This is a genomic window from Nonomuraea sp. K271 (assembly GCF_009908215.1).
In the GTDB taxonomy this organism is placed as follows: Bacteria; Actinomycetota; Actinomycetes; order Streptosporangiales; family Streptosporangiaceae; genus Nonomuraea; species Nonomuraea longispora.
On the sequence record NZ_JAAAHR010000050.1, the window covers coordinates 24,829 to 50,015 of the forward strand.

At 70.8% G+C, this 25,187-nt stretch carries 27 protein-coding genes and 1 pseudogene; 16 read left to right on the forward strand and 12 right to left on the reverse strand.

The genetic code is table 11. From position 1 onward, the window contains the following. The first annotated feature begins 223 nt into the window (after window positions 1-223). The 5 genes from GUY59_RS19160 (at window position 224) to GUY59_RS19180 (ending at window position 4,539) form a co-directional block, all read left to right on the forward strand. Complete coding sequence (locus GUY59_RS19160; protein ID WP_442938994.1) at window positions 224-1,678, forward strand: non-reducing end alpha-L-arabinofuranosidase family hydrolase; 1,455 nt, start codon at window positions 224-226, stop codon at window positions 1,676-1,678. Window positions 1,679-1,985: 307 nt separating this feature from the next. Then, window positions 1,986-2,294: a hypothetical protein gene (locus GUY59_RS19165; protein WP_138201304.1), complete on the forward strand. Its 309-nt coding sequence runs from the start codon at window positions 1,986-1,988 to the stop codon at window positions 2,292-2,294. A gap of 169 nt (window positions 2,295-2,463) precedes the next feature. Continuing rightward, entirely contained in the window at window positions 2,464-2,886 is a 423-nt protein-coding gene (locus tag GUY59_RS19170; RefSeq protein WP_138201305.1) for a DUF6069 family protein, read from the forward strand. A 38-nt stretch (window positions 2,887-2,924) separates the two neighbouring features. Continuing rightward, a complete protein-coding gene (locus GUY59_RS19175) occupies window positions 2,925-3,806 on the forward strand; it encodes an ABC transporter ATP-binding protein (RefSeq protein WP_138201306.1) in 882 nt (293 codons plus the stop codon). Beyond that, on the forward strand, window positions 3,799-4,539 hold the full coding sequence (locus tag GUY59_RS19180) for an ABC transporter permease (protein WP_138201307.1): 741 nt from the start codon (window positions 3,799-3,801) through the stop codon (window positions 4,537-4,539). Before GUY59_RS19175 ends, GUY59_RS19180 begins: the two co-directional genes overlap by 8 nt. 381 nt (window positions 4,540-4,920) lie before the next feature. Here GUY59_RS19180 and GUY59_RS47560 read toward each other — a convergent pair. Continuing rightward, a pseudogene (locus GUY59_RS47560) lies at window positions 4,921-5,103 on the reverse strand (TetR family transcriptional regulator); the annotation flags it as partial. A gap of 64 nt (window positions 5,104-5,167) precedes the next feature. Between GUY59_RS47560 and GUY59_RS19190 the strand changes: the two are divergent. Then, window positions 5,168-6,196 carry a CPBP family intramembrane glutamic endopeptidase gene (locus GUY59_RS19190; RefSeq protein WP_138201308.1) on the forward strand — a complete coding sequence of 343 codons (1,029 nt, stop codon included), beginning with the start codon at window positions 5,168-5,170 and terminating at the stop codon, window positions 6,194-6,196. 436 nt (window positions 6,197-6,632) lie between these two features. On the opposite strand, the gene GUY59_RS19195 is transcribed toward GUY59_RS19190, so the two are convergent. The 3 genes from GUY59_RS19195 to GUY59_RS19205 are packed head-to-tail and all read right to left on the reverse strand — an operon-like array spanning window position 6,633 to window position 7,818. Continuing rightward, window positions 6,633-6,794 (reverse strand): hypothetical protein, encoded by a 162-nt coding sequence (locus GUY59_RS19195; RefSeq protein ID WP_161714611.1) that lies wholly within the window; start codon window positions 6,792-6,794, stop codon window positions 6,633-6,635. Then, a complete protein-coding gene (locus GUY59_RS19200) occupies window positions 6,767-7,312 on the reverse strand; it encodes a S26 family signal peptidase (RefSeq protein WP_138201309.1) in 546 nt (181 codons plus the stop codon). The genes GUY59_RS19195 and GUY59_RS19200 overlap by 28 nt, the downstream gene beginning before the upstream one ends. Then, complete coding sequence (locus tag GUY59_RS19205) at window positions 7,309-7,818, reverse strand: TlpA family protein disulfide reductase (protein ID WP_138201310.1); 510 nt, start codon at window positions 7,816-7,818, stop codon at window positions 7,309-7,311. Before GUY59_RS19205 ends, GUY59_RS19200 begins: the two co-directional genes overlap by 4 nt. Before the next feature lie 184 nt (window positions 7,819-8,002). On the opposite strand from GUY59_RS19205, the gene GUY59_RS19210 reads away from it, so the two are divergent. The 3 genes from GUY59_RS19210 to GUY59_RS19220 all read left to right on the forward strand — a co-directional run bounded on the left by GUY59_RS19210 (window position 8,003) and on the right by GUY59_RS19220 (window position 10,320). Then, window positions 8,003-8,653, forward strand: a complete 651-nt coding sequence (locus GUY59_RS19210; RefSeq protein WP_138201311.1) for a GntR family transcriptional regulator — start codon at window positions 8,003-8,005, stop codon at window positions 8,651-8,653. Beyond that, complete coding sequence (locus GUY59_RS19215; RefSeq protein ID WP_138201312.1) at window positions 8,650-9,369, forward strand: haloacid dehalogenase type II; 720 nt, start codon at window positions 8,650-8,652, stop codon at window positions 9,367-9,369. The genes GUY59_RS19210 and GUY59_RS19215 overlap by 4 nt, the downstream gene beginning before the upstream one ends. Before the next feature lie 132 nt (window positions 9,370-9,501). Continuing rightward, window positions 9,502-10,320 (forward strand): ion transporter, encoded by an 819-nt coding sequence (locus tag GUY59_RS19220; protein WP_330849179.1) that lies wholly within the window; start codon window positions 9,502-9,504, stop codon window positions 10,318-10,320. Between the two features lie 10 nt (window positions 10,321-10,330). Here the strand turns inward: GUY59_RS19220 and GUY59_RS19225 are convergent, their stop codons facing one another. Beyond that, window positions 10,331-11,425, reverse strand: coding sequence for an alkene reductase (locus tag GUY59_RS19225; RefSeq protein WP_138201314.1), 1,095 nt, complete (start codon window positions 11,423-11,425; stop codon window positions 10,331-10,333). Between the two features lie 51 nt (window positions 11,426-11,476). On the opposite strand from GUY59_RS19225, the gene GUY59_RS19230 reads away from it, so the two are divergent. After that, entirely contained in the window at window positions 11,477-11,836 is a 360-nt protein-coding gene (locus GUY59_RS19230; protein WP_138201315.1) for a MerR family transcriptional regulator, read from the forward strand. Window positions 11,837-12,027: 191 nt separating this feature from the next. Next, the gene (locus GUY59_RS19235; RefSeq protein WP_138201316.1) at window positions 12,028-12,906 is read left to right on the forward strand and encodes a DUF4394 domain-containing protein; all 879 of its coding nucleotides are present in this window, start codon (window positions 12,028-12,030) and stop codon (window positions 12,904-12,906) included. 312 nt (window positions 12,907-13,218) lie between these two features. Here the strand turns inward: GUY59_RS19235 and GUY59_RS19240 are convergent, their stop codons facing one another. Continuing rightward, window positions 13,219-14,655: an alpha/beta hydrolase gene (locus GUY59_RS19240; RefSeq protein ID WP_138201317.1), complete on the reverse strand. Its 1,437-nt coding sequence runs from the start codon at window positions 14,653-14,655 to the stop codon at window positions 13,219-13,221. An 89-nt stretch (window positions 14,656-14,744) separates the two neighbouring features. Next, entirely contained in the window at window positions 14,745-15,410 is a 666-nt protein-coding gene (locus GUY59_RS19245; protein ID WP_138201318.1) for a response regulator, read from the reverse strand. A 58-nt stretch (window positions 15,411-15,468) separates the two neighbouring features. Between GUY59_RS19245 and GUY59_RS50760 the strand changes: the two genes are divergently transcribed. Further along, window positions 15,469-16,641, forward strand: a complete 1,173-nt coding sequence (locus GUY59_RS50760) for a sensor histidine kinase (RefSeq protein ID WP_161714612.1) — start codon at window positions 15,469-15,471, stop codon at window positions 16,639-16,641. 86 nt (window positions 16,642-16,727) lie between these two features. Here the strand turns inward: GUY59_RS50760 and GUY59_RS19255 are convergent, their stop codons facing one another. Together GUY59_RS19255 and GUY59_RS19260 are read right to left on the reverse strand one after the other, a co-directional pair. Further along, window positions 16,728-18,938, reverse strand: a complete 2,211-nt coding sequence (locus tag GUY59_RS19255) for a rhamnogalacturonan lyase family protein (protein ID WP_138201320.1) — start codon at window positions 18,936-18,938, stop codon at window positions 16,728-16,730. Between the two features lie 177 nt (window positions 18,939-19,115). Beyond that, a complete protein-coding gene (locus GUY59_RS19260; protein ID WP_138201321.1) occupies window positions 19,116-20,147 on the reverse strand; it encodes a LacI family DNA-binding transcriptional regulator in 1,032 nt (343 codons plus the stop codon). A gap of 313 nt (window positions 20,148-20,460) precedes the next feature. Between GUY59_RS19260 and GUY59_RS19265 the strand changes: the two genes are divergently transcribed. The 3 genes from GUY59_RS19265 to GUY59_RS19275 are packed head-to-tail and all read left to right on the forward strand — an operon-like array spanning window position 20,461 to window position 22,481. After that, on the forward strand, window positions 20,461-20,781 hold the full coding sequence (locus GUY59_RS19265; RefSeq protein ID WP_138201322.1) for a hypothetical protein: 321 nt from the start codon (window positions 20,461-20,463) through the stop codon (window positions 20,779-20,781). After that, window positions 20,778-21,902 (forward strand): GH-E family nuclease, encoded by a 1,125-nt coding sequence (locus GUY59_RS19270; protein ID WP_138201323.1) that lies wholly within the window; start codon window positions 20,778-20,780, stop codon window positions 21,900-21,902. The genes GUY59_RS19265 and GUY59_RS19270 overlap by 4 nt, the downstream gene beginning before the upstream one ends. 9 nt (window positions 21,903-21,911) lie before the next feature. Then, on the forward strand, window positions 21,912-22,481 hold the full coding sequence (locus GUY59_RS19275) for a suppressor of fused domain protein (RefSeq protein WP_132334075.1): 570 nt from the start codon (window positions 21,912-21,914) through the stop codon (window positions 22,479-22,481). Here the strand turns inward: GUY59_RS19275 and GUY59_RS19280 are convergent. Together GUY59_RS19280 and GUY59_RS19285 are read right to left on the reverse strand one after the other, a co-directional pair. Further along, window positions 22,459-22,839, reverse strand: coding sequence for a YbaB/EbfC family nucleoid-associated protein (locus tag GUY59_RS19280; protein WP_138201324.1), 381 nt, complete (start codon window positions 22,837-22,839; stop codon window positions 22,459-22,461). The genes GUY59_RS19275 and GUY59_RS19280 overlap by 23 nt on opposite strands. Window positions 22,840-22,943: 104 nt before the next feature. Next, on the reverse strand, window positions 22,944-23,531 hold the full coding sequence (locus GUY59_RS19285) for a TetR/AcrR family transcriptional regulator (RefSeq protein ID WP_138201325.1): 588 nt from the start codon (window positions 23,529-23,531) through the stop codon (window positions 22,944-22,946). Between the two features lie 69 nt (window positions 23,532-23,600). Between GUY59_RS19285 and GUY59_RS19290 the strand changes: the two genes are divergently transcribed. Further along, window positions 23,601-24,512, forward strand: a complete 912-nt coding sequence (locus tag GUY59_RS19290; RefSeq protein WP_138201326.1) for a DMT family transporter — start codon at window positions 23,601-23,603, stop codon at window positions 24,510-24,512. A gap of 50 nt (window positions 24,513-24,562) precedes the next feature. Here GUY59_RS19290 and GUY59_RS19295 read toward each other — a convergent pair. Then, the coding region (locus GUY59_RS19295; protein ID WP_330849180.1) for a hemerythrin domain-containing protein at window positions 24,563-25,187 on the reverse strand (625 nt) is incomplete at its 5' end.

Here is a 25,187-nt window from a genome sequence, read left to right on the forward strand (position 1 = left end):
CGGTACGAGCGGCGCGACGCACGTACGAAAATCCAGGCTGTCAGGTGTTCCGGCGGCAACGCCCGGGTCGACGAGGAGTGCCCGCTCGTTGACGCCGGGCCGGGGCGTCGGCTGTACTCCGCGGCAACACGCGCAACGGAGAAGGCCACCCAGCCGGAGGTTAATGTTAACGCTAACACAGTGGTTGGCAACCCGTTCGAGCCGGATGAAATCGGAGCACACCGTGAAGATCAGACCCCTGACTGTCCTCGCGACGGCGGCCACCTTACTGGTGAGCCTGTTCGTGGCCCTTCATGCTCAACCCGCCGGCGCGGCCACCGTCGACACGAACGCGTGGTACGTCCTGGTCAACCGCAACAGCGGCAAAGCCCTGGATGTCTACAATATGGCCACCGACGACGGCGCCCGCATCACCCAGTGGACCCGCAACAACGGCAACCAGCAGCAATGGCAGTTCGTCGACTCCGGCGGAGGCTACTACCGCATCAAGTCCCGCCACTCCGGCAAGGTGCTCGACGTCTACGACTTCTCGACCGCCAACGGCGGCGCGATCGTGCAGTGGGCCGACCACAACGGCACCAACCAGCAGTGGCGGCCGGCCGACAGCCCGGACGGCCACGTGCGGCTCATCTCGCGCCACAGCGGCAAGGCCCTGGAGGTCCAGGGCGCCTCCACCGCCGACGGCGCGAACATCGTCCAGTACGACGACTGGGGCGGCGCCAACCAGCAGTGGCGGCTCGTCCGGGTGGACGGCGGCGACCCCGGGGGTACGTGCGATCTTCCGTCGACGTACCGCTGGACCTCGACGGGCCCGCTGGCGACCCCGAGATCGGGCTGGGTCTCGCTCAAGGACTTCACCGTCGCCCCCTACAACGGCAGCCACCTCGTCTACGCGACGACGCACGACACGGGCACGAGGTGGGGTTCGATGAACTTCGGCCTCTTCGGCGACTGGTCCGGCATGGCCTCGGCGAGCCAGAACGCCATGTCCGCCTCCACCGTCGCGCCCACCTTGTTCCACTTCGCCCCGAGGAACACCTGGGTGCTCGCCTACCAGTGGGGCAGGACGGCCTTCTCCTACCGCACGTCGAGCAACCCTGCCGACCCGAACGGCTGGTCGGCCGAACAGCCGCTCTTCACCGGCAGCATCTCGGACTCGGGAACAGGGCCCATCGACCAGACGCTCATCGGTGACGACACGACCATGTACCTGTTCTTCGCCGGCGACAACGGCAGGATCTACCGGGCGACCATGCCCATCGGGAACTTCCCCGGCAACTTCGGCTCCACCTCAACGGTGATCATGAGCGACACGACGAACAACCTGTTCGAAGGCGTACAGGTCTACAAGCTGCAGGGCCAGAACCGCTACCTCATGATCGTCGAGGCGATCGGCTCGCAGGGCCGTTACTTCCGTTCGTTCACGGCCACCAGCCTGGGCGGTTCGTGGACACCCCAGGCCGCGACCGAGAGCAACCCCTTCGCCGGCAAGGCCAACAGCGGCGCCACCTGGACCAACGACATCAGCCACGGCGAGCTGGTCCGCGCCGGCGCCGACCAGACCATGACCGTCGATCCCTGCGACCTGCAACTGCTCTACCAGGGACGCGATCCCGACTCCGGCGGCGACTACGGCCTTCTCCCCTACCGGCCGGGGCTGCTGACGCTGCAGCGCTGACGGGAACCCCGCGTGGCGGGCTCGGCGGTGAGGCCGAGCCCGCCACCACACACTTCTTCGCGAGTCCTTTGACCAGGAGCGCCCGCATTTTCTGGGACGCCGGCGAAACGTTACCGGCGACACCCCCAAAACGGCAGGTCAGACGCTGTGCCGCCCGGCCATGTCCCTGCCGTTACCCATCTGAGATGTTCGCTTCTGTGTCAGTCTCGCCCCACGCCACCCGATGGCTGGGGGCCGCTCACCGCCGGCTGACCACGGCGGGAACACCCCGCCTGCGCGGACCGACCGAGACAAGGAGCACCACCTCGTGCAGCACAGCTTCACCACAGCCACCCTCACCGCCTCCGCCCTCGCCCTCACCGGCGCCCTCGCCTCAGCGTCTCCGGCCGCCGCCGCGCCGGCGGGCAATGCCCCCTCGTGCGTGGCCGTCTGGCAGACCACGGGCACCATCACCAAGACGGGGTACGCCCGCAACGACTGCGGCCGCCGGCTCCGACTGAAGATCAAGTGGGCACGCGGCACCGACGGCGCCTGCCACACCGTCGACCCGGGACGCACCATCTACTCCAAGGTCGCCCGAGGCCCCCGTACCTTCGACGGAGCCGACAGCTGCTGACCCTCACGTACGCAAAAGCCCGCCGCGCGCGCACGCGGGCCTTCGCCTGTCACGGACCGGCGCCGCGGCGGGCCCCTACCAAAGTCGGAGCCGTGCCCCACGAGGGGACAACACGGTGCGACCGCGCGCCCGATGTGGCGGACCGGGCCGGCGGGAGAGGCTGAGGGGCATGAACACCTCCACGAACACCCCCGTGCACGCCTCCCCCGACAGCTCCGCCAAGGCCTCACTCCGCAGGCCGCTCGCCGTCATCGGCGCGTGCGCCGCAGCCCTGGCCGGCTGGGTCCTCGCGGTGCCGGTGGCCGGGACCGCGCTGACCGTGCGGATGGGCGGCGGCGTCCAGCAGGTCGGGCCGGCAGCGGTCGTGGTGGCGAGCCTGCTGGCCGGGCTCGCGGGCTGGGCGCTGCTGGCCGTTCTCGAACGGTTCACCGCCCGGGGCGGCCGGATCTGGACGATCGTCGCCCTGGTCGTGCTCGCCCTGTCCCTGCTCGGCCCGCTCGGCAGCGCCGCCGGCACCGCCGCGACGGTGGTGCTGCTCCTGCTGCACCTGGTCGTCGGCGCCGTGCTCGTTCCCGGGCTGGCCAGGCGATGATCGCTCCTTCGCCGACGCCACGACACGGAGGACCCGACATGACAGTCCTGGCCAGAGCGATCGACGCCACCCGCCGCTACGGCGACGTGCTCGCACTCGACCACGTCTCGCTCGACATCAGAGCGGGCGAGCTGGTCGGCCTGCTCGGCCCGAACGGCGCCGGCAAGTCCACCCTCATCAACCTCTTCGTGGGGCTGCGCAGGCCCACGTCCGGCACGGTGGAGCTGTTCGGCGGCTCGCCGCTGGACCCGGCCACGCGGCGCGGCATCGGCATGACCCCCCAGGAGACCGGGCTGCCCGAGTCGCTGCGCGTCGGCGAGATCGCCGAGTTCGTCTGCGCGCACTTCCCCGACCGCGTCGCCACGGCCGAACTGCTGGCCCGCTTCGGGCTGGAGGATCTGGTCAGGCGGCAGGTCGGCGGGCTGTCCGGCGGGCAGCGGCGGCGGCTGGCCGTGGCGCTGGCGTTCGCGGGCAGGCCACGGCTGGTGTTCCTCGACGAGCCGACGACCGGCCTGGACGTTGCGGCCAGGCGGGCGTTGTGGGAGGGCATCAGGTCCTTCCACGAGGAAGGCGGCACCGTGCTGCTCACCAGCCACTACCTGGAGGAGATCGAGGCCCTGGCCGAACGGGTGCTCGTGGTCGACCAGGGCCGCGTGCTGGCCGACGACAGCGTACGGACCGTACGCGGCATGGTGGGCACCCGGCGCGTCTCCCTCGTCGCCGAACACCTGCCGCGGCTGCCCGGCGTGCTCGGCGCCGAACGCTCGGGCGACCGGATCGACCTGGTCGTCAACGACCCCGACCGGCTCGTCGTGGAGCTGGTACGCAGCGGGACGCCCTTCTCCGGCTTGGAGATCAGGCCGGCCACGCTGGAGGAGGCCTTCCTCGCCCTCACCTCGAAGGAGCCCGCACATGTCTAGCCTGGTCCTCGCGCACACCCGCTACCTCGTGATCGAGCAGATCCGGGTGCCGATCGGCATCCTGGCCAGCGCCTTCTTCCCCGCGGTCTCGATGGTGGCGTTCGTGGTGCCGTTCGCGGGCCGGGACCCGGTGGCGGCGACGACGGCGACGGGCTCGCTGATGTTCTTCGGCGCGATGTCGGCCGCGCTCATGGGGCTCAGCAGCTCGGTCGCGCAAGATCGCGACCTGCCGTGGAACCCCTACCTGCGTACGCTGCCCGCCGGCCCGCTGCCGCGCTTCGCGGGCCGGATCCTGTCGACGCTCGCCGTCATGCTCCTCTCGGTGATCCCCGTACTGCTGGTGGCGGCGCTGTTCACGGAGGCGACGATCACGCCGGTCCGGCTGCTGCTGGGTGTCGGCGCGCTGGTCCTCGGCGTGGTGCCGTTCATGTTGATGGGGTTGTGCGTCGGCTTCCTGCTGGCCTCGAAGGCCGCGATGGCGGTGTCACAACTGCTGTTCTTCCCCATGGCCATCCTCGGAGGGCTGCTGCTGCCGCCGCAGGTCCTGCCGCAGTTCGTACAGGCCGTCTCGCCGTACGTGCCCACCCGGGGCGCGGCCGAGCTGATCTGGGCGGCCGTCGTCGGCGCCCGGCCGGGCGTGGTGCCGCTGGTCATGCTGGCCGTCTGGACCGTCGCCACGGCGACCGCCGCCTTCTGGGCCTACCGCCGCGACGAGGGCCGACGTTTCACCTGACCCGCCGGCGTTTAGGAGCAGATTCGCGAGGTTCCGGTACCCGTGCAGTTGTTGCTCGGGGCCGCCGGCTCCCAGGCGGCGCAGTTCGCGGGCGAGCGCCTGGGCGATCTGCTGCTCGGCCTGCCGGAAGCGGGTGACCAGGTCGGGGGTGCGGGGCGCCTGGTCGAACAGCAGCCGGTGCAGCCGGGGCCGGTCGGTGTGCAGGACGGCCACGCATTCCACCAGGTCGGCGAGCAGGACGGGCAGGGGCGGGCGGTGTTCGCCGGCGCGGGCGAAGACCTGGGCGACCTGCTGGGCGCTCTCGGCCAGGTAGTGCTCGGCCAGCGCGACCAGAAGCGCGTCCTTGTTCGGGAAGTACTGGTACAGCGAGCCGATGGACACTCCGGCGCGTTCGGCGATCTTGTTGGTGGTGGTGCCGGTGTAGCCGTGACGCTGGAAAAGCTGAGCGGCCGCCTCCAGGATCGCCGCCACGGTCTCGCGGGAGCGCTGCTGGCGGGGCTGTTTACGGGGCGTGAGCACGGACCTCCAATGCGAGTACCGAAAACTGAGAATAGCTCGCATCATTGAACGGCGGGCTCGTCGCCCCGCCCTTCCCTCCAGAACCTTCTGTGCGAACGGAGGCGTCTTCGTGCTGTCCGGCCTCCTGGCCTACGGCGTCCGGATCCTGCCCGGCCTGCTGCTGATCGGCGCCTGTTACGTGGTGGCGCGTCGTGAACGCGACCCGCTGCTCCGCGTCATGGTGCTCATCCTCGGCTTCGTCCAGGTCAGGGATGCGATGACACCGCTGGAATTCTGGCGGCTGGGCGCCGCGGGCGCGGTTCCGTGGCTGCGCTTCACCGACCAGGCGGGGACCCTGCTGCTGTTCGGCCTCGGCACGCTGGCGCTGACCGCGGGAGTGCTGCGCCTGGACAGCGAACTCCGCGCGCTGGTGCGCTGGGGCCGGTTCGCGCCGGTCACACTCGGCTGGGGCGTCGGCGGAGGCGTGCTGGCCGCCGCCCCGGTCCTGCTGCTGTCGCTCCCGACCCCCCTGGCGGCGAGGGGCGGCGCGGTCGCCGTCACGCTGCTGCCGGTGCTGCTGGTGTTCAGCCTGGCCGGCAACCTCGCCGAGGAGGTGTTGTTCCGCGGCTTCCTTCAGGGCCGGCTGGAGCAACACGCCTCCGCCGGACGCGCGGCTGTGCTGTCGGCTCTGCTGTTCGCGGCCTGCCACGTCTTCCTGGCCTCGACGGTCACCGACGTCGGCTGGCCGCTGCCGGCCTTCGCCCTGTACGAGGGGCTGATCTGCGCCTTCCTGCGGCTGCGCGACGGCGTGATCGCCGCCGCCCTCGCACACGGACTCGCCATCTTCCTGCTGGCGGGCGCTGGTCTGACGCGCCGGCCTCGGTCAGCCGGCCTCGGTCAGCCGGCCTCGGTCAAGGCGTCGTACGTGCGCAGGGCCGTCCGAGCGAGAGCCCGGCCGTTCACCGGCTTGCCGGACGAGCTTGTGCCGTATCGGGGCCCGCCTTTGACGTGCCCCGGTTCCGTCCCCGGAGGCGTCAAAGCCCAGCCCTGGAGTCTGTTTTGCGTAGATTGCCCTATTTGTATCGAGGGTAGCTCCCCAAGGCGAGGCTGCACCCCGCAGCCGCACCGATCGCTCCATCACGTTAGGAGCAGACCATGACAACGCCGAGCCGCCTGACCGCAGCCAGGCTTCTGTCCTTGCCCCGCCTCAGCGTGCCGACACCGGACCCCGACGACGACAGTTCCTCGAGCCACCGGCGTCGCCGTCGCCACCGGCGCTGATCGACGACACGCCCCACGCGGCTGAAGGGCGCCTCCCAGCGCCCTTCAGCCGCGCCCCCCGTCGGCGCCTGCCTGACCGGTCGCCGGAAGACCCGTCAGACGCCTATGCGCACTGCTTCCTGTGGTAGACCGAGCAGTCGGTTCTCCAGCACTTGAAGACGGAGCAACAGATGCTTCCCGTGCAGGTCGTGTGGTCGAGAATGCACCGTGCGGTGCAGGCGGCCTGCGCGTCGCCGGTCGGTACGACGAAAGCGACGATCCGGTCTGCCAAATCGGTGAAAAGTTTCATCTGGTCCCACCTTTCTTCCAGTGACCTACTCGCACAGGCGAATCTGGCGGTAGGTGCAGTTCGTCTCGTAGCACCGCATCGTGTAGCAGCCGGTGTTCGGGTCGTAGCTGATCTGCACGCACCTCTTGACGCACGCCGCGTCGGCCTTGACCGAGGGGATCAACCGGTCAAGGAGCTTGTCCAGCATTCCGTTCTCACCTCCCTTCCCTGTCCCGGGCTTTCCTGGGCGCGGCACCACGAAGAGTCGTCCCGTGACGGCCGCGGGCTTGTGGACAAGGGGCCGTGCCGCGCGTCCAGCCGCCTGATGGTGACGGCGTGGAGGTCGTCGGCGCGGAAGAAGCCGTGCTCGCGGGAGTCGAAGCTGACCTCGGTGTTGTCACCGATCAGCACGAACCTGCCGACCGGGACGACGTCCACGTCGACGGCCTTGCGTACGTCCTCAGGAACCGGATCGCCGGGCAGGGCGGCGACGCGTTTGATCAGGAACTTGCCGCCGGCCGGGAGCGGGTTCCGGACGATGGCGATCTGACCGTGGCCCAGCGCCCTCAGGCGCGTGCGCCGGGACAGCAGCCGGTCCCCGTCGGTCAACGTCGGAGCCATGCTCTCGCCGTGGACCCGGGCCACCATGTACGTCGCGCGCAGCCGTACGACCAGCAGGGCCAGCCCTCCGAGCGCGCACGCCCCCGCCAGGAACGCCCGCCTCATGACGCCGTGACCTCGGCCGGCATGGCGTGGCCGCCGCTGACGACCGTGCCCCCTTGACCGATCGTGATGACGGTCGGGTACGCGTTGACCTTGAACGCCGTCTGTACGGGCCCCTGCGGCGCCTCCGTGATGACACGCGCCACCTCCGCGAGGCGTTCGACGTCGGCCGCGCAGTCCTCGCCGGTGTCCGCGACCACGGCGAGCACGGCGTCCGACGTGCCGCGCGCCCGCTCCACGAAGAGCGGGAGCAGTTCCTCGCACGGCCCGCAGCCCGGGGAGAAGAAGCCGACCAGCGCGGGCGCGCCCAGCAGTTCGTCGGAGATCGGCTCACCGCTCGTGGTCATGGTGGCGAACCGCGGGACCCTCTCACCGGGCGAGAGCCCTTCGCTCATCGCCGGCGCGCTCTCGCCCTGCCTGCGCAGCCGGCGGATCACGCCGACGGTCAGCAGCAAGTTGACCATGCACAGCAGGCCGACCAGCACGACCGCGGCGACCACGTACTGCATCGCACCCTCCCCGCCTGTCCGTGAGCAAATGCGGGATCACCTTGAGCGCACGCGGTCCCGACGGCACGCGACGAGCTCGTGATCCTCGACGTGAATGCTTCACGACCCCGCTAGCCCGCCCCTCGCGCGCCGCTAGCCCGGAAAAGGTTGCCTGGCCGACTGGATATCTGTTATACAGATAGACATGTCGATTCACGTCGTCACTGTGGCGGACGCCGTCGCCGACCAGCTGCGCCGCCGGCTGCTGTCAGGCCACTACTCAGGCGGAGACCAGCTGCGTGACACCGAGCTGTCACAGGAGTTCGGTGTGGCCCGGCCCACGGTGCGCGCGGCCGTGCAGACGCTCGTGGCCGAAGGGCTGCTCGACCGCGGGCGCGGGCGCAGTGCGCAGGTCCGGTCGTTCACCGCCGACGACGCGATCGACCTGGGCCGGCTGCGGCGGCCCGTCGAGCTCGTCGCGGTCGAGGTGGTCGTGACGCAGGACCGGCCTCTCACCGGCATCGCGTCGGCGGCGCAGGCGTTCTCCGCGTTGGGGGACGACGTCTCGTGGGACGTGGTCGCCGACCATGACGTGGCGTTCCACCGGGCCGTGTTCGAAGCCGCGGGCTCGGCGCGTCTGCTGCGCACCTTCGACGAGCTCAGCGCCGAGTTGCGCCTGCTCATCGCCCAGCTCCGCCCGACCTACGAGAGCGTCGCCGACCTGGCGCACGAGCACGAGCTGCTGCTCGCCGCGCTGCGCTCCGGCGACCTCCAGCGGGTCAGGGCCGCCTGGAACGGGCACTGCGACGACTCGGAACGTTTCTACCTCGACCTCATCCAGGAGCACACACGGTGAACTTCAGCGACTTCGACGCCCTCAGCTTCGACTGCTACGGCACCCTCATCGACTGGGAGAGCGGCATCGCGACCGTGCTGCGCGCGTGGGCCGACGCACACGACCTGCGGATGACGGACGAGCAGTTGCTGACGGCGTACTCGACGCACGAGGCGCAGGCCGAGGCCGACCACCCCGGCGACCTCTACCCGCGCATCCTGGCGCGTGCCATGCGCGGCCTCGGCGCGCAGCTCGGCGTGCCGGTCAGCGATGACGAGGCCGAGTCACTGGCGGTCTCGGTGCCCGGCTGGCCGGCGTTCCCCGACTCGGCGGAGGCGCTGCAGCGGCTGTCGCGGCGGTACGACCTCATCATCGTCTCCAACGTCGACCGCGCCGGCTTCGCCGGCTCCAACCAGCACCTCGGCGCCACCTTCACCAGCGTCCTCACCGCCGAGGACATCGGCTGCTACAAGCCGGATCCCCGTGCCTTCGAGGCGCTGCTCCACGAGGCCGAGCGGCTCGGGGTGGCCGAGGGCAGGCTGCTGCACGTGGCGCAGAGCCTGTTCCACGACCACGTGCCCGCCAAGGCCGCCGGCCTGCCGACCGTGTGGATCAACCGCCGGCACGACGACGCCGGCTGGGGCGCGACACCGCAACCGTCGGCCGGCGTGACCCCCAACTGGACCTTCACCTCCATGCGGGCGTTCGCGGACGCGGTCGACGCCGAACCCGCCTGACGACCGGCACGACGACCGGCACGACGACCGGGGCGAGCGGGCCGGTCGCTGCTCCGCACGTCTCACCTCGTACGATGATCGACGCCCCGGCGCCGACATTGGAGGCTTGGAACGTTGCTGGATCGAGAACGCGTGCGCGCCCTCCTCGCCCACCCTCGCTTCGAGCGGGCGATCACGGCGGTCATCTTGCTCAACGCGATCACGATCGGCTGTGAGACCTCCTCCTTCGTGATGGGGTGGATCGGCGAGCCGCTCCACGTCGTGGACCGCGTCGTGGTGGGCGTGTTCGTCCTGGAGCTCGCCGCCCGCCTCTACGCCCACCGGGGCGCGTTCTTCAAGGACCCGTGGAACTGGTTCGACACCGCCATCGTGGCGATCGCGCTGGTGCCCGCCTCGGGGCCGGCCTCGGTGCTGCGTACTCTGCGGATCATGCGGGCGCTGCGGCTCGTCACCGCGGTGCCCAGCATGCGCCGGGTCATCTCCGCGCTGTTGGCCGCCATCCCCGGCATGGCCTCCATCCTCGGTCTGCTGATCATCATCATGTACGTGGCGGCGGTGATGGCCACCCAGTGGTTCGGGCGCACCGCGCCGGCCTACTTCGGCGAGATCCCGACCTCCCTGTTCACCCTGTTCCAGGTGTTGACCGGGGAGGGCTGGCCGGACATCGCCGACCAGATCATGGACGTGCACCCCTGGGCGTGGATCTTCTTCGTGGCCTACATTCTGGTGTCGTCGTTCGTGGTGCTGAACCTCTTCATCGCGGTCGTCGTCAACGCCATGGACGACGAGAGCACCTCCGCGGAGGAGCAGCGTACCGACGACCGGCTCAAGGCGATCACGGAGGAGCTCGCGCGCCTGCACGCCAAGCTGGACGCCCTGCAACCTCCCGCGCGGGCCGGCGATCCGGCGGACGGCTCCGAGGCCTCCGCCAGCCTGTCGAACGCGAGCTGACCGGCCCGCCTCAGCGGAGCGTGAGGGCGTCCAGGCTGGGATAGTCGGTGTACCCGGCGGCGTCGTGGGTGTACAGATGGGCCGTGTCGATCGGCTGGAGCGGGGCGTCGCGGGCGAAGCGGGCGGGCAGGTCGGGGTTCGCGATGAAGGCCCTGCCGTACGAGACCAGGTCGGCGCGGCCCGAGGCGAGCGCGGCTTCGCCGGCGGCCTTACCGGTGGCGGGGCCGTTCTCGCCGACGTTGGCGATGAGGGGCCCGTGCCAGCGCGGTCGCAGGTCGGCCAGCGCGGGATAGCGATCGTTGTCGGTGAGGTGCAGATAGGCCAGGCCGAGGCCGTCGATGCGCTCGACGAGCTCGCGATAGACGGGGCCGGGGTCGGTCTCGACCATGCCCGCCTGCGGGTTGCCCGGCGACAGGCGCAGCCCTGTGCGGTGAACGCCGATCGCGTCGGCCACGGCGGCGACGACCTCGACCGGGAAGCGGATGCGGCCGCCTGGTGTGCCGGGGCCGTACTCGTCGTCACGGAGATTGGTGTTGTCGGCCAGGAATTGGTGGATCAGGTAGCTGTTGGCGCCGTGCAGTTCCACCCCGTCGAAGCCGGCCGCCATGGCGTTGCGGGCGGCGGTGACGTGGTCCTGGACGGCCTGCCTGATGTCCGCCCTGGTCATGGCGCGGGGGGTGACGGGATCGGCCTTGCCGCCGTCCCGTACGTGAACCGGACCGGGCACGGGCACCGCGGACGGGCCGGACGGGACGTCGGCGGCCAGGCGGGACAAGGGGTGACCGTGCCGGCCGCCGTGCATGAGCTGGGCGAAGACGCGGCCGCCGGCCGCGTGCACGGCGTCGGTGACAGTGCGCCAGCCTCGTACGTGCTCGGGGGTCTCAAGGCCCGGCATGCGCCATCCCGCCTGCCCTCGGGCGCTGGGCCAGATGCCTTCGGTGACGATGAGACCGGCGCCGGCGCGTTGCGCGTAGTAGTCGGCGACGATCGGCTGTGGCGTGCCGTCCTCGTGTGCGCGGAAACGGGTCATCGGGGCCATCACCATACGGTTGGGCAACGCCAGCCGGCCGAGAAGGTAGGGCTTGAGCAGCAAGAGTTCATTCATGCAGGTACGGTAGGAGTTGACACTGATGTCAGGTTCAACCCGAGGTGCGGCATGCGGATCGGTGAGCTGGCGCGGCGGACGGCCGTGAGCGAGCGCTCGCTGCGTTACTACGAGAAGCAGGGGCTGCTCCAGTCGCGGCGCACCCCTGGCGGCCACCGCGAATATGGCGAGAGCGCCGTGCGGCGGGTCATCCGCATCCAGGAGTTGTTCGCCGCCGGGTTGTGCAGCTCCAAGATCGTTCAGCTGCTTCCCTGCCTGGGCGACGGCGAGGGCGGGCCGGCCGAGGTGGCCTCCCCGTGGCTGGCCGAGCAGCTCATGAGGGAACGTGAGCGCATCGACCGCATGATCGGCGACCTGGTGCGTTCCCGCGACGTGCTCGACGACATCATCCGCGAAGCCGTCAAACACTGAGCGCTCCTCCGCTCCGGCACCCGCGTCCGCCGTTGCGCGAGATGACAAAGAAAGCCTCGCCCTGGCGCGGCGATTTGACATCTGTCACGAGGACGGCTCCTCCGCCGCCGGACAAGCTGTTGCTGCCGGCGAACACGCCGGTAGGCGCAGGTGCCCACAGGCCGCCTGCACGACTCGATGGAGGAGCACCCATGCGAGGACGGATCATGAGGAAGGCCGCCGTGCTGATCGCGTTGGCGACGGCCGCGGCCATCGGCGTCGGGCCGGCGGGCACCAGCCTGGCGGCCGACTCCAGTTCGACCGCGGCCCCGCCGCTGCGGGCGTACGGCATCACCGACAACGGCAGGGTGATGGCCACCTTCACCACCGAGGAGCCGGAAGAGCTCAACTGGGTCAGGCGCATCTCCGGGCTGGTCACCGACACCTTCGTGATCGGCATCGACTTCCGCGTGCAGGACGGCAAGTTCTACGCCGTCGGCAACCACGGCGGGATCTACACGATCTCGATCCCGACCGGCGACGAGGACGTCGTGGTCTCGAAGGTCTCCCAGCTCAAGGTGGGTCTCAAGGGCACGGCGTTCGGAGTCGACTTCAATCCCGCCGCCGACCGGCTGCGCGTGATCAGCGACAACGGTCAGAACCTGCGGCACAACCTCAACGACGGCACCACGGTGTCGGACGGCACGCTGAGCAACGGCCCCGGTTCGCCGGCCTCCGGGGTCACCGCCGCCGCCTACACCAACAACGACCTCAACGGCGACACGGCGACCACGCTGTTCGACGTCAACACCACGACCGCGCAGGTCGTCGTCCAGTCGCCGGCCAACAACGGCCTGCTGGCCCCGACCGGTGCGCTCGGCCGGCCCGTCGCATTGAACGCGGGCCTCGACGTCTACAGCGACCTGAAGGGCGGCAAGACCGTCTCGAACTCGGCATTCGCCACTTTCGTCGACTCGGACGGCCTCGCGACGCTCAACTCCGTCGACCTGCTCACCGGCGCCGCCACCCAGATCAGCGAGCCGTTCCCGCTGACCATCACCGACATCGCCGTCGCGCTCGACACCACCTGACCGTCCTCGCCCACCCACGACGTGAGCCCGTGCAGCCGTCCGCGCGGGCTCACCAGCGTTGCGCCCACGCCGGTCACGACGACACGGCTCGGCCGTCCATCGGGGCGCGGTTCGACCCACGCCCCGCTATCGACGTCGATCCCACCGGAGCAGTCGTTTCCCCGCCGGACGGAACGTAAGGTCCGGTTGCCTCCTGCCGGGCCCGGCGACGGCGGTGGCGGTCGCCGCGAGGGCGGTCTTCAGGAGGAGCCTGCCTTTCATGGCCCTCTCCTGCCCTCGGGCGGCGCCACCGCAGCCGTCGGCCACGAGGGGTCAGGCGGGGCACACGTGGCCCGGTGCGGGACGGGCGCCCGTGCGCAGGTAGCGGTGCACGAGGTCGCGCACGCAGCGGTTGCCTGACAGGTAGACCGAGTGGCCGGAGTCGGCGCGGACCCAGGCCGAGCCCGGCAGTTGCCCTGCCAGCAGCCGGCCGCCGGAGGGCGGCGTGGCGGTGTCGCGGAGGCCGCTCACGAGCAGCACCGGAGGCAGCCCCTCGGGGGCGATGGCGTGCGGCGGGAAGGAACCCTGGTGGCGCTGCCCGACGCAACGGCCGTATTCCATTTTCGCCATCAGCCAGCCGGCCCGCGGCTCGATCTTGCGGAGCCGGCGCTCGATCGCGGTCATCCCCTTCCGGTCCTGGGTGAACGGGAAGTCGGCGCACCACGCCAGGCCGTCGACGCGGATGCCGGTCGGAACGTCGGAGGGCGTGAGGTGGAGGTCGCTCGCGTTGCCCGCGCGGGCCTTGGCCAGCGCCTGGGCGAAGCGCGGCCACCGGGACTCCTGGGGCACGGAGAGGAACGCGTTGAGGCGCAGCTGCACCGGGTCGACGGTCTTGCCCTGGCCGGCGTCGGGAGCCGGCAGCGGTTCGCGGCTCGCCTGCGCCGTCAGCCCGTCCCACACGTCGCGGGCGTTGTCGGGGTGCAGCGCGCACTCGGCGTCGCTCTCGCACCACTTACCGAACTTCTCGAACGCGTCGCCCACCGCCTCGGCCTTCGCCGCGACGGCCTCCAGGGGCGAACGCCGGGTGTGGTCGGCCACGCTGTCGAGATACATCCGGCGCACCTGGGCGGGGAAGAGCTCGGCGTAGGCCTTGCCGAACACCGTGCCGTAGGAGTTGCCGTAGTAGCTGAGCCCGCCCTCGCCGAGCGCCCGCCGGATCGCCTCCATGTCGTGGGCGGCCTGCCAGGAGTCCAGGTTGCCGGCCAGCGGGCCCGCCGCCTTCCTGCAGGAGGCCTCCCACGCGCGGTTGTCGCGCACGAAGCGGTCCCACGTGCGTCTGCCGGAGGAGAACATCAGGGCGGTATAGGCCGGCCCGGTCTCGCAGGCGACCCCACTGCTGCCGCCTCGCCCGCGCGCGTCGAAGGCGATGACGTCGAACCACCGGGTCAGCTCCGCCAGGTCCTTCCGCATCCCCGGCAGATGCTCGGCCGTCGAGCCGTCGGCTCCCAGGTTGACCAGCAGCGAGCCGGCTCGCTGCGCAGGGTCCTGGGCCGGGAGCCTGGCCAGCCGGACGGTGGTGCGGTCGTCGCCCGGACGGTGCCAGTCCACGGGCACCGAGAGGTCGGCACACCGGATCTCCGTGCCCCGGGCGGCCTCGCCAGGGCAGTTCTTCCAGGAAATCTTCTCCGCGGACGTGGCGGCTGCCGGAACGGCGGAGCCCGTCGCCATGAGACACGCGGCGGCCACCAGCACGATCGATCTCGTCAACATGCCGCCACCCTCGCACGGCCGGCCGCACGGTCGCGTCGGCCCCAGGTCGAGTTTTCCGCGTAGGTCTCAGGGCGAACAGGCGGCCGCTCTTACGACCTGGGTCTGACCTCGATTAGACCGGTCTCGTACGCGAGCACCACCGCCTGCACCCGATCCCGCAGGCCGAGCTTGGCCAGCAACCGCCCCACGTGGGCTTTGACCGTCGCCTCGGCCACGTGCAGCCCTCCGGCGATCTCCGCGTTCGACAGGCCGCGAGCCACCAGCACGAGCACCTCGCGCTCGCGTGCGGTCAGCACGTCGAGCGCCTCCGGCGTGCGCGGGTCGTCGTCGGTGAGCTGACCCGCGAAGCGGTCGAGCAGCCGCCGTGTCGTGCTGGGCGCCACGACCGCGTTGCCCAAGTGCACGGCGCGGATCGCCGACAGCAGGTCGGACGGTGAGACCTCCTTGAGCATGAAGCCGCCGGCGCCGGCCTTGAGCGCCGCGTAGGCATATTCGTCGAGGTCGAAGGTCGTCAGGATCAGCACGCGCGGCCCGCCGGGCTCCGCGCGGATGCGGCGGGTCGTCTCCACGCCGTCCATGCGCGGCATGCGGACGTCCACCAGGACGACGTCGGCCTCGACCGTCCGCAGCAGCTCGAGGGCGCTGGCGCCGTCGCCCGCCTCGCCGACGACCTCGATGTCCGGCTCCACGTCGAGGACCATGCGAAAGCCCGCCCGGACCAGCTCCTGGTCGTCGACCAGAATGACGCGGATCATCGTACGTGCTCCAATCCTCGGGGCGGTGGGGGCGGGACCGGCTTCCTACACTGCGAGTGTGTCTAACGTATTGGTGACGTGGGCGCGGGCGCATCCCCGGGTGATCGACGGCGCCGTGGCGGCGGCGGTGTTCGTCGTCAACGTGCCTGTGCAGGCCGCGTACGTTCCCGAGCACCTGCCGCGCTATCCGGTCGCGCTGCTGGTGTCCGCGGGCCTGTGCCTGCCGTACGTCGCCCGCAGGAACCACCCGGTCGCGAGTTTCGCGGCGATGGCGCTGGTGTCCCTCGCCCAGGTGGTGCTCGGCGTGTTGCCGACCTGGGCCAACGCCATGCTGCTCGCCGGGCTCTACACCGTCGCCACGGGTCGCGACCGGCGCGTGTCGATCACGGCGGCGGCGGTCGTCGAGCTCGGCGCCGTCCTCGCCGCGCTGCGGTGGGGAGGCCGCCCGCTGGAGGTGGCCTTCCAGCTGTCCGCAGCCACGGTCTTCATCGTGTCGGTGTGGATGTGGGGTCACACCATCGGCACCCGCCGCGCCTACGTGGCGGGCCTGCGGGAACGCGCCGAGCACCTGGAGCGGGACCGCGACAACCAGGCGCGGATCGCCGCCGCCGCGGAGCGCGCCAGGATCGCGCGGGAGATGCACGACATCGTCTCCCACAGCCTGAGCCTCATCGTCGTGCAGGCCAACGGGGCGGCGCACTGCCTGCACAGCCGGCCGGACTCCGCGCACCAGGCGCTGACGGCGATCAGCGACATCGGCCAGAACGCGCTGACCGAGATGCGGCACATGCTGGAGGTGTTGCGCGACGGCCCGCCGGAACGCGGCCCCTACGCGCCGCGGCCGGGCCTGGCACAGCTGGAACGGCTGGTCGAGGACGTACGGAGCGCGGGCCTGCCCGTCGAGCTGACCGTGCACGGCGAGCCGCGCGAGCTGCCGGACGGCGTCGACCTCGCGGCGTACCGCATCGTTCAGGAAGCCCTGACCAACACCCGCAAACACGCGGGACCGCAGGTGAGCACGGCGCGAGTGTCGTTGCGCTATGGGGAGGACGCGCTCGACCTGCGCGTCTCCGACGACGGCCGCGGCGCGGGCGCGCAGGCCGGGCGGTCGGGCGGGCACGGGCTCGTGGGCATCAGGGAGCGCGTCGCCGCCTACGGCGGATCCGTCCGCTGCGGCCCGGCGGACGGCGGCGGGTTCGAGGTCGTGGCGGCGCTTCCCGTCCGGAGCTGACCACCGTACGCCCGCGTGACGCGGTCCGGCCCCTCCCAAGGTGCGGCCTTCTCGCGCTCCCGGGAAGGCCGCACAACCGGACACGGTCAGCGCACGTGGACCCGGGGCTGGGGCGGGGTGCTCATGCCGTCGCCGATGAAGAAGCTCGGGTGCGGCGGCTGGTTGTAGGCGGTGTTCTGCCAGGCGAGGGCCACCCGGTACTGCGGGTCGTGCAGCAGGGTGTGGATCTTGGTGGTGGTCACGTGGGGGGTGGCGTAGATGCGCAGGGCGCGGTTGTCGGTGGTGGGCCAGATGACCTCCTCTCGCCAGTCGCCGAGAATGTCGCCCGACAGTGACGGATTGGCCTTGGTGCCGTTGTTGCTGTGCACGCCGGAGGCGGTCAGCAGGCGGGTCTCGCCGCCGGTGCCGTACTTGTCGATCCTGGTCTGGTCCAGCAGCTCGCGCACCGGGTCACCGTCCCACCAGGACAGGAAGTTCGCCGAGGACGGCTGGCGGCCGACGACCGTGCCGGAGGTGTTGCGCAGGCCGTTCTGCCCGGCCCCTGAGGCCCAGGACTCGGCGCCGGGGCTGCCGGCGTGGATGTCGGCGGCCACGCCCCGGCCGGGCCCCTCGCCGTCGGAGCCGGAGCCGGAGCCGGTACGCCACAGCACCTGGCCGGTACGGGCGTCGACCATGTACAGGCCGGGCCGGTTGCCCGATTCGGAGATCTTCACGTACTCCTGGCCCGGGCGGCCGGGGTCGAGGTCGCCCAGGTGGGCGGCGTCACCGTGGCCCCAGCCGACGTTCCACAGTCGGCCGCCGTCGTCGTCGATGGCGGCCGCGCCGTAGACGATCTCGTCGCGGCCGTCGGCGTCCACGTCGCCGACGGTGAGGCTGTGGTTGCCCTGGCCGGCGTACGAGCCGTTGCCGGAGGCGTTGCTGTCGAACGTCCAGCGTTTGACGAGCCGGCCGTCGCGGAAGTCCCAGGCGGCGATCACGGAGCGGGTGTAGTAGCCGCGCGCCATGATGAGGCTTGGCCGCTGCCCGTCCAGGTACGCGGTGCCGGCGAGGAACCTGTCCACCCGGTTGCCGTAGGAGTCGCCCCAGGAGGAGACGTTGCCGCGCGGCGGGTCGTAGTTCACCGTGGACAGCGCCGCCCCGGTCCGGCCGTCGAACATCGTCAGGAACTCGGGGCCGGACAGGACGTAGCCGGAGGAGTTTCGGTGGTCGGCGTTCGCGTTGCCGATGACGGTGCCTCGGCCGTCGACGGTGCCGTCAGCGGTTTTCATGGCGACCTCGGCCCTGCCGTCGCCGTCGTAGTCGTAGACCTGGAACTGCGTGTAGTGGGCGCCCGCGCGGATGTTGCGGCCCAGGTTGATGCGCCACAGGCGGGTGCCGTCCAGCTTGATCCCGTCGATGTAGACCACGTCGGTGGTGCCGGACTGGGAGTTGTCCTTGGAGTTGTCGGCCTCCCACTTCAGCACCAGGTCGAGCCGGCCGTCGCCGTCCAGGTCGCCGACGCTGGCGTCGTTGGCGTGGTGGCCGCCGGGCGGGGAGACGGGCACGTCGAGATAGCCGTCGCCGAACCTGAGCGAGGGTTCGGAGGCCGGGCCCTCGGCGCCGCCGGTGAGCGGGCGCACCGTGTAGGAGGCGTCCGAGGGCGCCCCCGCGTCCAGGTGGTTGGTGGAGTCGGTGACGGTCGCGATGCGTGTGCCGCCTCGGTAGACGTTGAAGGACGTGTCACGGGGCTCGGTGCCGAGCAGCCGCCACGAGACCAGGTTGCCGTTGCCGGAGCGGACGCTGATCAGGCCGCGGTCGAGGTCTTCCGCCTGTTTGGCGTCCGCGGGGGCGGTGGGGGTGACCGTGGGAGTGACCGTCGGGGTCGGCTCGCCGGGGTCGCCGGTGCAGGTGACGCCGTTGAGGGTGAACGTGGCGGGCGCCGGGTTGCCGGATCCGTCCCAGGAGGCGTTGAAGCCGAACGTGGTGCTGCCGCCCCGGGGGATCGCGGCGTTGTGGCCCGCGTCCTCGGCGGTGACGGCGGCGCCGTTCTGCGTGGCGGTGGCGTTCCACGCCTGGGTGATCCGCTGGCCGGAGGTGAACGACCAGTCCAGGCGCCAGCCGTCGACGGCGTCGCCCAGGTTCCTGACGGTCACGTTGCCGGTGAACCCGCCGGACCACTGGGTGGCGACGTCGTAGTCGACCTCGCAGGCCACCGCCGCGGCGGCGGGCGACTGCAGGCCGACGGCGGTCGCGGCGACCAGGCACACGCTGCCGGCGAGCGCCGTGACGAGCAGTGCTGGACGGGATAAACATTTCATTGAACGTCCAATCGGTGTATTGAGGGTCACGAGGAGGTGCCGAGCGCCCACACGGTAAGAAGGTGCTGACCAGAGTGTCAACGGGCCACCGGTGCCCACCTCACCCGAGATTGTTACCTTTCAGGTCAGCAGCGGGAGGAGTCCACACGGCTCTGAAACTTTCGGAGCCGCAACCGGTCAGCGGCAGGGCGGCGCGGTGGACTCGCGGACGACAAGCCGGGGCCGGTAGACGAGCTTCTGGTGACGGTGACCCGCGCGGGCCTCGTCGAGCAGCAGCTCGGCCGCGACCCGGCCCAGCTCGCGCTTCGGCTGCCAGACGGTGGTCAGCGCCGGGGCAAGCTGCGCGGCGAACGCCACGTCGTCATAGCCCACGACCGACATCTCCTCCGGCACCGCGATGCCCCGCTCCTTCAGGCCCCCGATCACGCCGAGCGCCGCCGTGTCGTTGAGGCACACGATCGCGGTGGGCGGATCGGCCGCGGCCAGCACGTCCTCGAGGGCCGCGGCGGCGGTCACGGTGATGTCGGGCGACGGCACCCGTACGTCCAGCACGCCGCGGTCCGGGTCGAGGCCGGCCTTGGTGAACGCCGTACGGACCCCGGCGTGGCGCTCGGCGGTCTGCTGCACCTCGATCGACGCGCTGAGCAGGGCGATCCGCCGGTGCCCCAGCGTGAGCAGGTGTGCCGCGACCTGCTCACCGCCCCACCGGTTGTCCATCGACACCGAGCACAACCGCCCGTCGGACCTGTGGTCGAGCAGCACCACCGCGACCCCGCGACCGGCCAGGGTGACCAGCGGGTCCAGGTCGGCCTCGACCGGGGTGATGAGCACGCCGCGCACCCGCTGCTTCTCCAGCTCCTGCAGGTAGTGCCGCTCCCGGCCGGGTTGCAGGTCGGTGCTGCAGGTCATGAGCATGCAGCCGTCCTGGAGCAGCCGGTCCTCCACCCCACGGCACACCTCGGTGAAGAACGGGCCCGCGATGTCGAGCGTCACCGCGCCGACCAGCGGGCTGGGCACGCCGCGTAACCGCCTGGCGGCGTTGTCCGGCAGATAGCCCACGCGGGCCATCGCCGCGTGCACGCGGCGGCGCGTCTCCTCGGCGACGAGCTCGGGACTGTTGAGGACGTTGCTCACGGTCGTCAGCGAGACTCCGGCCTCCCGCGCGACCTGGCGCATGCCGGGTCGGCGCGGCTCGGTCGAAGCGTCCACCGCAGCACCATATCCGCCCCGCGACGATCACGCGGAACACACCGATGCGGTCTTTCGGGGCGTCTCTCACACGAAGCCGTCCGGGTCGATGAAGGACCCGGTGCCGCCGCCGACGGCGAGCCGGTGCGACCGGTGCCGTCGGGGGAGACCCCGGCGACCTTGGCGAGGGCGCCGCCGCGCCGCGCGAGCGCACCTGCTCGCCCAGGCCGGAGGCCGCGTCGTAGAAGCGGCCGCCACACGCCCGGCCCTGACGATGTTTCAGCTTTTGCTGAACTGACGCGGGCGTACGCATGGCCCTGGTTACGGTCGGAAGATGCGCGAGGGCATAGAGGCGGATCCGACGCGGCTGGATGACGCCGCCCAGAGAATGGGCGAACACGGCACGGACCTGAGTGCGGCGATCCAGCGGCTCACGGAGCGGGGTTCGGCCGCGGCGGCCTGGCGTGACGACGGCCTCATCGCGCCGTTCGTCGACATCTATTCCGGCTGCGTTCACGAAGCGGCACGGGCTCTTTCCGCCGTCTCGCGAACGGTGCGCTCCACCGGCCACGGCATGCACGACACGGCCGCCTCGCTCGTCGAGGCGGACGCGGCCGCGCGCCGCGTGCTCGGGCCGGATGAGGTGGCCCCATGACGGTGCCGTCCGGCCTCACGTTCCTGTTCGAGCTGGCCGGGATCGACGCGATCCCCGTCGACGAGGAGGAGATGCGCGCCGACGCGGAGGCGTGGCGGGTCGTGGCCAGTCACGTCGAACAGAGCGGGCTCCACGCGGGCGCCACCGTGGCCCGGGGCCTGGACGCGTACGAAGGCATGTCCGCCACCGAGCTCGCGAGCCACTGGCAGGACGTGAGCGGCAACGGCGGCGACCTGCGGCGGGTGACCAGCGCGGCGGCGAACATGCCGCCGGTGCTCGACACCGCCGCCACGATCGTCACCGCCGGCAAGGCCGCCACGATGTCCCAGCTGGTGCACTTCGGGCAGCAGGTGGCGCCGTTGTTGCTCGCCGGCGGCGCGGCGGGCGCGTACGCCTTCGTCGCCAGACGCCAGGCGCTGCGCCGGATGGACCGGCAGATCAAGGAGGTGCTGGGCCGCGGCATCGGCACCCGCCTGGCGTCGATGCTCGACGGGCGCGTCCGGGCGCCCCTCCAAGGTGTACGCGGCTGGCAGGGCAATGCGCTGGGCCGCGAACTGGCCGGGGCCGGCGGGCATGGTGGACTCAGGATCAGCCCGTACGACGCGCCCCGCGTCGGCCCGACCACCTTCAACATCTCGGAACGAGAGATCCGGAAAGCGGCGAAAGATTACGAGAAGCGCTACGGCCGGTCCCTGACGAGCAAGGAACTGGAGCAGGTACGGAGAGCCACCCAGGAGAAGCCGGCGTCCAGACCGTACCTACGCAAGAGCACCAGGGACCAGATCCAAGGGCAGTACAACAGCAAGGGCGAGCTCATCGACCCGAACACCAAGAAGCCCATCCAGGGGAAGCCCGACATCGGGCACAAGCCCGGGTACGAAGCGCACAAGCTGAAGGACCTCGACAAACGCCTGAGGAAGGAAGGGCTCAGCTCGCGCGACCGCCGCAAGCTGATCAATGAGGTGGCGAACGACCCGAAGAAGTACCAGTTCGAGGACCGCAGCTCGAACCGCAGCCACCGGTACGAGGGCAAGAAGGGCGTCAACAAGTGGGTCGAGGAGTACGTCGACGAGAAAGGCAACCTGCGGAACAAACCCAAGAAGAAGGGGTTCTTCTGGTAGGGAGGGGAGATGGAAGCCGGAAGCGTCGACGCGTACCTCGCCCGGCTCGGCGAGTGGGCCGGAGCCGAGCCTGAGAGCATGCTCATCACGCCCGACGAGGTCTCCCCGCCGGTCCGGGCGTTCGCCTACCGCGGCCAGTTCGGAGAGGACACGATCTCGGGGTTCACCTTCGGCCTGTCGTCCGTGGCGCACCCCGACTGGGAGTTCGGCCGCCCGGAGCTCTTCATCAGCATGAACTCGCCCCGGCCGGACTGGGTGTTCGCCGCCGGCTTCGTGGCCGCCCACTACCGGGGCGAGAAGCGGTTCGCCGCGGGGGACGCCTTCGTGCTCGACGCGCCGATAAGTCCGGAGGAGTCGGACATGTCGGCGTTGCTGGCCTTCCTGGTCACCGACCTCGATCCGGAGTTCACCCACCTGGAGCTCCCGGACCGGACGATCAACCTCATCCAGCTCTATCCGCTGCACGCGTCGGAGATCCCGCTTCTTGAGGCGGAGGGCGGCGCGGCGCTGTTGTCCGCGACCGACGTGGACTTCCACGACCCGGCGCGGCCTCCGCTCAGCGGTCCAGCTCGCCGATGAGCTGGTCGATCCGCTCCCGCACGAAGCCGGCGTCGAGTGGAGGCGAGGTCGACGCCGTACGGGCCTCGACCTCCTCCATGACCTGCGCGGCCTGCCGCTCGGCGTCGCGTTGAGCCGCCTGCACCGCCTGGACGATCTGCCGGGCCAGCTCCTGAGGGCCGAGCCGCATGGCGCGCGGGTTCAGCGTCAGCCCGACGATGCGCAGATGGGCGTCGGAGGTGGCCTCGGCCAGCTCTTCCGATCCCGTACCGCGGATCGTGGCCAGCCGGGTCCGGGCGGACCGCAACGTGGCGGCGGTCTGCTCGGCCTGGGCGGCGAGCCGGTCGTACAGTTCCTGAAGCTCGGCCGAAGGGCGCATCTCGCCTCCACTCGCTTGCCCACCGGAGTTCCTACGGTGCAACTCCGCGACGCCGCCGTCCCCGGTTTTCACGATTGTCGAAGGGTTGCGCGGGCGGGACTCCCTCAAGCGGCGGCGAGGACGGCCTGAGCCTGCTCGCGGGCCTGGCCGATGGCGTCCGGGAAGATGCTCAGGCCCTCGGCGACGAGCGCTCCTTCGTGGAGCAGCATGAGCGCCCTGCCCAGGCGACCGGCCTCCTCGGGAGCGATCTCGCCGGCGAGGTCGGTGAACAGGGTGAGCATCCACCGCTTCTGCCCCGTGATGATCGGGTAGGCCGGATGGGCGGGATCGCTGATCTCGGCATGGGCGTTGACCATGCTGCACCCCTTGTGGCCGTGCTGCGCGGCCCACGCGCGTGCCGCGTCGAAGACGGCCAGGACGCGCGCCGCCGGCGTCGGACCGGCGGCGTTCATGTGGTCGGCGAGGAAGACGCGCCAGCGTTCGTCGCGATCGGCGAGATATTCCACGACGATCTGCTCCTTGCAGCCGAACCGGTCGTAGAGCGTCTTCTTCGTCACCCCGGCCTCGGCGGCGATCAGGTCCACGCCGACGGCGTGGATGCCGCGCTCGTAGAAGAGCCTCGCGGCGGCCTCGAGGACACGCCGTGCGGCCGGCGTCATCGTGATCCGCTGCGTGGTCTCGTTGCTGCCCATGACACACAGTATACCGATCTGTATAGTGAGAGGGTAGTGTATACAGATCGGTATAGTTAGGACAGGATCGTGCACCTTCTGCTCTCGATCGCCTTCGTGCTCTGCTGGAGCTCCGGGTTCATCGGAGCCAAGCTCGGCGTGGGCACGGCGCCCGCGGTCACGATCCTCATGTGGCGGTTCCTGCCCCTCGCCGTCATCCTGGTGGTCGTCGCCGCCCTCTCCGGTTCGTCGTGGAGGGGCCTCACACCTCGCGACGTGACCCGGCAGGCCGTGATCGGCGTGCTCTCGCAGAGCGGCTACCTGCTCACCGTCTATTACGCGATCCAGCTCGGGGTCTCCAGCGGCACCACGGCCCTGATCGACGGCGTGCAGCCGCTGGTCGCCGGAGCACTCGCAGGACCGCTGCTGCACCAGCAGGTCTCACGCCACCAGTGGATCGGCCTCGCCCTGGGCCTGAGCGGCGTCACCGTCGTCACCATGGCCGACGCCACGGCCGGCACCGGCGCCGCCTGGTGGGCCTACCTCATCCCGCTCATCGGCATGTTCTCGCTGGTGGCGGCCACGCTCCTGCAAGGCCGCGCCCGTACGCCGGTCGCTCCCGCGACCTCGATGACCGTGCACTGCGCCACGAGCGCCGTCATCTTCACGGCGCTGGCGGTCGGCGCCGGAGCCGCGCAGCCGCCCGCCGAGCTCTCGTTCTGGGTCGCGATCACCTGGCTGGTGGCTCTGTCCACCTTCGGCGGGTACGGGCTGTACTGGATGATCATGAGGCGCTCGGGAGTCACCAAGGTCAACACGCTGATGTTCCTCATGGCCCCGGTCACGGCCGTCTGGGGAGCCCTCATGTTCCGTGAGCCCTTCCACGTGCAGACCGCCCTCGGCCTGGCCGTCTGCCTCGCGGCGGTCGTCATCGTGCACCGCGGCGGCCTCTCGTCCGCCGCCGAGCGCTCACCGGATGAGCCGGCCCGCGCCCGGCGCTGACCTCGCGCCGCGACCGGGCCGGACGTGCGGCCCCGGTGACCTGTGGCAGGTCAGGGGTTCTTGCCCATCGTCTGGCGGATGACGTCGCGGACCCGGTCCATCATCGCCATCGGCGTGCCCACCAGAACGTTCTTCGTGGCCGACTCCGTGCCCGGATGCGGATGCGTGGGAGCCATCGCCTCGGCCGCCTTGACCCCCGCGGCCATACTGCGCCGCTCGGCCTCCGTGGTATGCGCCCGCAACTGCAGGAACTCATACCGCTCCTCACTACGCGCGTGCGCCTCCACCGCCCCACGCAACACCAGCAACCGCTCCAGGAAATCGGCAGCGTCCGGCCCGTCCTCATCCAGCCGCGACAACAACTCCTTGGCCTCGTTCTCCTCAGCCAACCGATCATCGACCACCGCATCACCCCCATCGATACGGCCCCGCGCATACGGATGCACGATCTCCTCCTCAGCGGTCTCATGCACCGCCAGCAACCGCACCAACCGGCCGAACGCCTCCCCCCGACGCTCCGCCGGCGCCCGCTCCACCTCATCGAACAGATCCCGGATCATCCCATGCTGCGCCTGCAGCAACACGATGACATCGCTCTGCTCCATCGTCTCCGGCGCCGTCCTGGTCATCGACACCCCACCCCCTTGTCCGTCCTGGTACGCGCCAGCCCTACCC

Excerpts from the sequence above, each read along its gene's own strand:
- GUY59_RS19285 (WP_138201325.1), bottom strand. The coding sequence starts at position 23,531 with ATGGGCAGCAACGAGACCACGCAGCGGATCACGATGACGCCGGCCGCA.
- GUY59_RS19275 (WP_132334075.1), top strand. The coding sequence starts at position 21,912 with ATGGAAGCCGGAAGCGTCGACGCGTACCTCGCCCGGCTCGGCGAGTGG.
- GUY59_RS19255 (WP_138201320.1), bottom strand. The coding sequence starts at position 18,938 with ATGAAATGTTTATCCCGTCCAGCACTGCTCGTCACGGCGCTCGCCGGC.
- GUY59_RS19230 (WP_138201315.1), top strand. The coding sequence starts at position 11,477 with ATGCGGATCGGTGAGCTGGCGCGGCGGACGGCCGTGAGCGAGCGCTCG.
- GUY59_RS19175 (WP_138201306.1), top strand. The coding sequence starts at position 2,925 with ATGACAGTCCTGGCCAGAGCGATCGACGCCACCCGCCGCTACGGCGAC.
- GUY59_RS19240 (WP_138201317.1), bottom strand. The coding sequence starts at position 14,655 with ATGTTGACGAGATCGATCGTGCTGGTGGCCGCCGCGTGTCTCATGGCG.
- GUY59_RS19225 (WP_138201314.1), bottom strand. The coding sequence starts at position 11,425 with ATGAATGAACTCTTGCTGCTCAAGCCCTACCTTCTCGGCCGGCTGGCG.
- GUY59_RS19170 (WP_138201305.1), top strand. The coding sequence starts at position 2,464 with ATGAACACCTCCACGAACACCCCCGTGCACGCCTCCCCCGACAGCTCC.
- GUY59_RS19235 (WP_138201316.1), top strand. The coding sequence starts at position 12,028 with ATGCGAGGACGGATCATGAGGAAGGCCGCCGTGCTGATCGCGTTGGCG.
- GUY59_RS19210 (WP_138201311.1), top strand. The coding sequence starts at position 8,003 with ATGTCGATTCACGTCGTCACTGTGGCGGACGCCGTCGCCGACCAGCTG.
- GUY59_RS19245 (WP_138201318.1), bottom strand. The coding sequence starts at position 15,410 with ATGATCCGCGTCATTCTGGTCGACGACCAGGAGCTGGTCCGGGCGGGC.
- GUY59_RS19200 (WP_138201309.1), bottom strand. The coding sequence starts at position 7,312 with ATGAGGCGGGCGTTCCTGGCGGGGGCGTGCGCGCTCGGAGGGCTGGCC.
- GUY59_RS19265 (WP_138201322.1), top strand. The coding sequence starts at position 20,461 with ATGCGCGAGGGCATAGAGGCGGATCCGACGCGGCTGGATGACGCCGCC.
- GUY59_RS19280 (WP_138201324.1), bottom strand. The coding sequence starts at position 22,839 with ATGCGCCCTTCGGCCGAGCTTCAGGAACTGTACGACCGGCTCGCCGCC.
- GUY59_RS19180 (WP_138201307.1), top strand. The coding sequence starts at position 3,799 with ATGTCTAGCCTGGTCCTCGCGCACACCCGCTACCTCGTGATCGAGCAG.
- GUY59_RS19270 (WP_138201323.1), top strand. The coding sequence starts at position 20,778 with ATGACGGTGCCGTCCGGCCTCACGTTCCTGTTCGAGCTGGCCGGGATC.
- GUY59_RS19195 (WP_161714611.1), bottom strand. The coding sequence starts at position 6,794 with ATGCTGGACAAGCTCCTTGACCGGTTGATCCCCTCGGTCAAGGCCGAC.
- GUY59_RS19205 (WP_138201310.1), bottom strand. The coding sequence starts at position 7,818 with ATGCAGTACGTGGTCGCCGCGGTCGTGCTGGTCGGCCTGCTGTGCATG.